6 protein-coding genes are annotated in these 6,394 nt (G+C 65.3%); 4 read left to right on the top strand and 2 right to left on the bottom strand.

Annotated features, from left to right (window positions below; all coding sequences use genetic code 11):
- Window positions 1–8 precede the first annotated feature (8 nt).
- Complete coding sequence (locus tag FrCorBMG51_RS22000; RefSeq protein ID WP_047224921.1) at window positions 9–248, bottom strand: hypothetical protein; 240 nt, start codon at window positions 246–248, stop codon at window positions 9–11.
- Between the two features lie 207 nt (window positions 249–455).
- On the opposite strand from FrCorBMG51_RS22000, the gene FrCorBMG51_RS21995 reads away from it, so the two are divergent.
- A complete protein-coding gene (locus FrCorBMG51_RS21995; protein WP_157180621.1) occupies window positions 456–938 on the top strand; it encodes a hypothetical protein in 483 nt (160 codons plus the stop codon).
- 60 nt (window positions 939–998) lie between these two features.
- Here the strand turns inward: FrCorBMG51_RS21995 and FrCorBMG51_RS21990 are convergent, their stop codons facing one another.
- On the bottom strand, window positions 999–1,676 hold the full coding sequence (locus FrCorBMG51_RS21990; protein WP_047224919.1) for a GAP family protein: 678 nt from the start codon (window positions 1,674–1,676) through the stop codon (window positions 999–1,001).
- Between the two features lie 1,193 nt (window positions 1,677–2,869).
- Between FrCorBMG51_RS21990 and FrCorBMG51_RS21980 the strand changes: the two genes are divergently transcribed.
- The 3 genes from FrCorBMG51_RS21980 (at window position 2,870) to FrCorBMG51_RS21970 (ending at window position 6,197) form a co-directional block, all read left to right on the top strand.
- Window positions 2,870–3,460: a hypothetical protein gene (locus FrCorBMG51_RS21980; RefSeq protein ID WP_200902551.1), complete on the top strand. Its 591-nt coding sequence runs from the start codon at window positions 2,870–2,872 to the stop codon at window positions 3,458–3,460.
- A gap of 138 nt (window positions 3,461–3,598) precedes the next feature.
- The gene (locus FrCorBMG51_RS21975; protein ID WP_047224916.1) at window positions 3,599–4,951 is read left to right on the top strand and encodes a Dyp-type peroxidase; all 1,353 of its coding nucleotides are present in this window, start codon (window positions 3,599–3,601) and stop codon (window positions 4,949–4,951) included.
- Between the two features lie 55 nt (window positions 4,952–5,006).
- Window positions 5,007–6,197, top strand: coding sequence for a catalase family protein (locus FrCorBMG51_RS21970; protein ID WP_047224915.1), 1,191 nt, complete (start codon window positions 5,007–5,009; stop codon window positions 6,195–6,197).
- Window positions 6,198–6,394 lie beyond the last annotated feature (197 nt).

Here is a 6,394-nt window from a genome sequence, read left to right as displayed (position 1 = left end):
GGCAAATCTTAGTCCGGATAAGGCAGCCGATGACGGTGAGGTCGACAGCGGGGGCGATTGAGGGGGGCGATGTAGGGCGGTACGCCGAGCGTGATACCGAGTGCCCAGACGTTGCCGAAGGAGAACAGGAAGCTCAGTGCGACGACGGTGATCATGGATGCGGTGATCGTGCGTGCGATGGTTCTGCTGCGGCTCGCCGGGTTCGTCGAGGGCGCTACCAGGTTCGGGAGGCTGACCGGGCGTGGCATCAGACCGCACCGCCCGAGGTTCCGACTCGGAAGTTGCCCTCGATGACGAGTCGGCCGGAGCGGGCATGCCTGGTCAGATCCGCACTATTGTGTATCGAATCCCGTTGGGGGCACCACGCAGACCCGTGCATGATTATCTTCCTCCGTTACTACAGGTCAGCTTGTCATCGCAGGCGAGTTCGATCTGCCGGCCCAGCGGAGCGAGCGGTGAAGCGGGCGCCCAGCTACGCCAGCCCCACCGTCAAAATGATCATTTTTCTGATCTCTCCTACTTATGACGTCGAGGAGGTATGCGTCGCACTTCTCGGGCTCGACCCTGCTCGGGACGACCACGACAGCCCCTACTCCAGTAAGCATATCCATGTCAGAAGTCGGCTTTTCAGGACACTTCCGGAGCTGACTGAACTCGCCCGCAGGATCATCAAGGAATACGGAAGCGACGAGTTGGAGACTATCCTCAGTCAGCTTGGACCCACTGGCGTCTCCGGTGAACCCAAGAATCTCATCTTCGCGGCCAACGGCCCGAAACCCCGCCTCGTTCTTCGTGACGCCATCAACAACGTGATCGAGATCGTAGAGAACGCTGAGCACTGCCTTGTCTACGACCGGCCGCTCGGGGAGATGGGACTGTCTTGGCGGGCGCTCACCAACTGGTGGACGCAGACCACGGCCCTTCTGGGTGATGAGTAAGGAGAACGCACGCTCCACACGTCTGTGATCGGACCACACCGCCACGTGTGGGCAAGCCTGTCAGGAGGTGAGGATGGAGATACCGTCTCCGAGCAGTTTCAGTCCGAGAACGAAGAACAGGACTGCCATCACGGCGACATTATGCTGGGCTGCCCAGTCTTTCCAATTGCCGAGCGTGGTTTTGGCTCGCTCTCCCCCGAGGAGGAAGACTCCCAGTGGGGCCAGCAGGCCGAGGGTGGCGATCAAGACGAAGATTGCCAGCGATGCTATCTGCTGCCCGACCGGCAGCCCGGCTGAGCCAATCGCGGCGCCCGCGGCGATGGTCAACGGGGCGTTCTTGGCGTTGAGCGCGGCCAAGGCCGTTCCGAGTCCGAATACCTTGACCGGTGTGAGGCGGTCGATCGCGTCCATCCACTTCGGCAGCTGGGCTTGCGAGGGATCCGCCGGGCGCCGGTGCCATTGCCGGGCGCCGAAGAGGACGAGGAGCACGCCCAGAGCGAGCTTGAGAGCTCCCACCCAGGTGGCCGGGTGATTGTGGGCGGAGGCGCCTCCAGGGGAGGCGATCGCCAGCATCACCGCGCCCAGTGCCGAGAGTCCCAGAATCCAGCCGGCGGCGAACAGCAGTCCGTTGAGGCGTCCCCGAGGCGTGGCGAGTATGAGGATGATCGCGATAATCGGGAGCGGGCTGATCGCGACGCCGGCCGCAAGACCCAGCACGTCACCGAGAACTTTGCCCATGGTTACCTCCAGAGGGAGTCAGGGTAACGGTCCAGTTGAGCAGGGCTTGGCGGAAGCGGGTGACCCGACCGCCCGGGCGGGCAGCCGTGGGACTGTCGTTGGACGTGCCCCGGGCCTGCAGAAAGACCCCGGACGTGGGCCGCAGCCTTCCCGAAAGCGGTCCTTCTGAACAGCGAGCTCCTCGGCGGTCGGCACCCGTCCCGCAGCTTGACCAGACGTTCCGGACTGCTGAGCGCCTCATCGCTCAAACCGGCTGACGGTGCAGTCGGGACGGCGCCTGGGCGGAGCGGCGGGTTGTTACGCGGTCGGCTGCGCGGCTGTCTTCTCGGCCACGCGGAAAGGGCTGACCGAGAACTGACGACGATGTACTCGGCAGAGGTCCGCATTCCATCTTCCTGCGCCTTTCCGGATCTGTCCTCGGGAGCTTCTCGGAACGCGAGGACCTTGACCCTGAGGTGAGGATTTCCGACGATTCCTGGAGTGGTGAGGGCATGCGGAACCATGCTGGGATCCCAGGAACGCCAGCACGGCAAAAATAATCATGATATCGGACGCGTTCAGCCCGTCAGGCATCCTCTGCTACGGCCGCCACCGGGTCTACTCGGCGCAGGCCAGCCAACCGGTCCAGAACCACGGAAAGATCTCCCCCCCTCGGCTTGCGACACACCAACGCACCGCCCGGGGAGGTCCTACCAAAGATTCTGAGGTACGCGCTCACGGCAGCAGGACAGGATTCATCAGGATCTCCGCGTCACACTGGCCTACGGGCTCACAGCACCACAGTAGCGACGACGTCGGACCGGACGGCACCAACATCCTCATCGGGACAGGGTGCCGGCGCAAGTCGGCATGGTCACTGGCCTGCTCGTAGCCCGCCGTGGCGCCTTCCCCGAACTCGACAGCAAGCCGGCACTCAAGAACACTCTCTTTCTCCGCACCGTGACGGACGAGGCACGCCTCTACGGCCCGTGGGGCACGGACCGTAGCCGGCCGGTGTCGGGGAATCGTGAACTGATCAGGCTGGACCCCGCAGTGCCGGAGCCTCTCGAGGATCCGCCCCGGGCAACCACATCACCCATGGCGGGAGATGCGAGGCGGCGCGTGCGCGGTCAGGATTAGTAGTGAGGGCGATGGCGCCCATATTCGAGCGCTTGGTGGCCTCTCGGACCGATCCGTGGCGGGAGAACCTCACGATGACTGCAACGACAGGTACAGGCCAGTCAGCTCAGCCCGAACGCCCGGGCATGAAGGATGGGGTCTGTGGCGAGTTCACCGTCTTTACCAAGATCAAGACGGGCCACGCGGATGCGCTGCGTAAGGATCTCGCCAAGATCGCCAGCGCGTCGGCTGACGAGGGGAACCGTGCGGCGATGCGTCAGATCGGCACCCTGCACGACGCACGCCATGTGATATTCGACAACGAGACCCGGTTTATGTTCGCCAGCGTCTTCGACGGCTCCTGGGACACGTACATCGACGACTTCGGCAAGACGGCAGTCGGGGCGAACTTCGACAGGGTCTTCTCACACAGCGAAGGGTTCCCTGGTGTCAGCGATCCAGGGGTGAAGGACTGGTTCGTCGCCCACCAGGAGCCCGCGGGGGTATTCGTCAGCTCCTATCCCGATCTGACCGTTCAGCAGATCTGGAAGGACCAGCGAGTGAACGAGGCATTCCAGAAGGTGCTGGACACCCCCGAGTTCCGGGCGGCGCTGGAGAACCCGGCCAACGCGGAGTTGCTGACCACGCCTGCCTTCCAGAAGCTGATGGAGGAAGCCGCGCGCTAAGAACCAGGACATAACCAACCCTCAGAGCCGACCCAACATCGGTGGACCGCGTAGGCGGGCGTCGGCCGGCCGCCNNGGGCGTCGGCCGGCCGCCGCAGGGCTGCCCAGGCTGAGTCCGATGTGGAGGCACGACCGATCATGAACACGGCAGACAGCGGCAGCGCGGCCGGCGTGGGCGTCGAGATCGACGACGTGCAAAGCGGGGCACTGCGTCCACGGCCGGTGCCGTACGAGGGAAAGTTCATCTTCCTGCGCGTCGATGACCGCCACGCCGGGCGCGCCCTGCTGCGGCGGCTGCTCCCGGTGACCGCGGGTGGTCTGCCCAGCGTGGACCGGAGCCAGGACGCCTGGGTAGCTGTGGCGTTCACCTACCAGGGGCTGGAGGCCCTGGGGGTACCTCAGGAGTCGCTGGACAGCTTTCCGCAGGCGTTTCGTGAGGGCATGGCCGCTCGGGCGGAGCGGATCGGCGACGTGGGCGAGAGCGCCCCGGCCCGCTGGGAGGCACCGTTCGGAACAGGCGATGTTCACATCGCGTTGAGCGCCCTCTCTTCCGATGCGGCGCAGCTGGACAAGGAGCTGGAGCGGGCCCGCGTCGCCTACCAGGACACGCCCGGTGTCCAGGTGATCTGGCAGCAGGAGGTCCACCAGCTCCCGACCGGGCGCACCACCTTCGGCTTCCGCGACGGCATCAGCCATCCGAACATCGAGGGCGTCGGACTGCCCGGCTCCAACCCGCAGGAAACCCCCATCAAGGCCGGCGAATTCATCCTCGGCTACCCCGACGAAACCGGCAGCCTGCCGCCCATGCCCAGCCCTGATGCGCTGGGGCGCAACGGGACCTATGCGGCCATACGCAAGATCCACACCAACGTGGCGGCCTGGCGCCGATACCTGCGCGCGAACACCTCCAGCGCCGAGGAGGAGGCACTCCTGGCGGCCAGGATGGTCGGGCGCTGGCCCAGCGGAGCGCCACTGACACTGACGCCGGAACACGATGATCCAGAGCTGGGGGCAGATCCGCACCGGAACAACAACTTCCTGTACCGGGAGAACGACGATCGCGGCTTCCGGTGCCCCGCCGGTGCGCACATCCGGCGTAACAACCCCCGCGATGCCACCATCATCGGCGACGCACGGATGCACCGCCTCATCCGGCGCGGCACCACCTACGGCCCGCCGCTGCCAGAGGGCGTGCTGGAGGACGACGGCGCCGACCGAGGCCTGGTCGGAGTCTTCATCGGAGCCCATCTGGAACGGCAGTTCGAGTTCATCAAGGCCGAGTGGGTCAACGACGGCAACTTCATCGGCTACCCCGGCGAGAAGGACCCGGTAGCCGGGCATCACGACGGAACCGGCAGCGCCACCATCCCGGAGAAGCCGGTCCGGCGCCGCCTGCGGAACCTGCCCAGCTTCGTGGTCACCCGAGGCGGCGAGTACTGCTTCCTGCCGAGTCTGCGCGCCCTGCGCTGGCTCGCCGAACTGGAGGACTGAGAGCAGTTCCTGCCCCTTAAGGCCCCACCACGCTCTCCGAGGAGAGGTCGAAGTCATGGCAGCACAGTTCGTCCCCTACACGCCCGACGTCGAAGACGATGACCCGCACTTCGACCAAAACCTGCAGACGGTGATCGAAAAGACCGAGAACTACATCATCGAGTCGCTCAAGGCCGGTAGCACCGGACGGGCCCTCCGCGACGCCCATGCCAAGGGCTACGGGCTGGTCCGAGGGCAGGTGGAGATCCTGGCCGGGCTTACCCCCGAGTACGCCCAAGGCATCTACGCGACTCCGGGAACCCACGATGCGCTCATCCGCTTTTCCAACGGCTCGCCTCACGCCGGAGCCGACGCGCGACTGGGCAGCGCCACCGGATTGGCACTGAAAATTTTCGACATCAACGGCCCGACCCTGCTGGAAGACGAACCGGACACAGGCACATTCGACTACGCCAACATCAACGCACCGATCTTCTTCTGCAACACGGTCGAGCACTACCTGTTCATCCAGGAATTGTTTCTGAACGCGCCGACCTATTTCTCCCAGGGGCGACCCGGCGCGCACCGTTTCTTTACCGAGTTCGTGACCGGAAAGGGAACACTGGACCAGGACGACTGGGCCTGGGACGAGTTCCTGGCCTTCCTTCGCCTGTCAAAGATCCCCCCGGTCAACGTACTGCTGTCAAGCTACTGGACGATGGGCGCGGTCAGGCACGGGGACTACATCGCCAAGGTGCGCATCGCCCCCGACCCGCTCTCCGCCGCTGCGGTGGTCCGGCGTGCCATCGACCCGGCCTCCGCGTCGGAGGTCTTCCGACCGGCCCTGCAAGCCGAGTTGCAGGAGCGGCCCTACGCCTTCGACATCCAGGTCCAACTCTGCACCGACCTGGAGCGCATGCCGGTGGAGGACACCACCGTGGAGTGGCCCGAGCAGCTTTCGCCGTCCGTCACCGTGGCCAAGCTGCGGCTGCCACAGCAGGACATCTCCGACCCGGAAAATCTGGAGAAGATGGACGCGCTGTCCTTCACGCCCTGGCGGGTCACCGCCGAGCACGCACCCCTGGGCAACATCATGCGGGCCCGCAAGGAGGTCTACCGGCGCTCCTCCATCGAGCGCCACAAGCTCAACCAGCAGCCGCGCAAAGAACCGCGCAGCGCCGACGAGGTACTTGGCCCGGCCCACCACAGCGACGACGCGCCAACCAAGGCGGCCGGCCCTCACAGCCCGATGCCGTCCACAGCCTGACCACAGGTCTGGGCGGGTATCAGACAGAAGGGCCAGCTAGTGCTGCGTTCCTCAAGGCTAGGGTAGATCGGACGAACCGGGATATCACCGTGCTTTGACAAGGGGCACGTCATGCCTATCGTTCTGTCTGCACGGGCGCCGCAGGACCTGGTCGAGGAGAAGAAGATCCGTCAGCTGGCGGGTGCCCGCCACGCCCC

The sequence above is a fragment of the Protofrankia coriariae genome (assembly GCF_001017755.1).
GTDB classification, from domain to species: Bacteria; Actinomycetota; Actinomycetes; order Frankiales; family Frankiaceae; genus Protofrankia; species Protofrankia coriariae.
This window is presented reverse-complemented; position numbering and strand designations above follow the sequence as displayed.

What these genes read in the sequence shown, in the direction of transcription:
- FrCorBMG51_RS22000 (WP_047224921.1), bottom strand. Translation starts at nt 248, where the DNA reads ATGCCACGCCCGGTCAGCCTCCCGAACCTGGTAGCGCCCTCGACGAAC.
- FrCorBMG51_RS21970 (WP_047224915.1), top strand. Translation starts at nt 5,007, where the DNA reads ATGGCAGCACAGTTCGTCCCCTACACGCCCGACGTCGAAGACGATGAC.
- FrCorBMG51_RS21990 (WP_047224919.1), bottom strand. Translation starts at nt 1,676, where the DNA reads ATGGGCAAAGTTCTCGGTGACGTGCTGGGTCTTGCGGCCGGCGTCGCG.
- FrCorBMG51_RS21980 (WP_200902551.1), top strand. Translation starts at nt 2,870, where the DNA reads ATGACTGCAACGACAGGTACAGGCCAGTCAGCTCAGCCCGAACGCCCG.
- FrCorBMG51_RS21975 (WP_047224916.1), top strand. Translation starts at nt 3,599, where the DNA reads ATGAACACGGCAGACAGCGGCAGCGCGGCCGGCGTGGGCGTCGAGATC.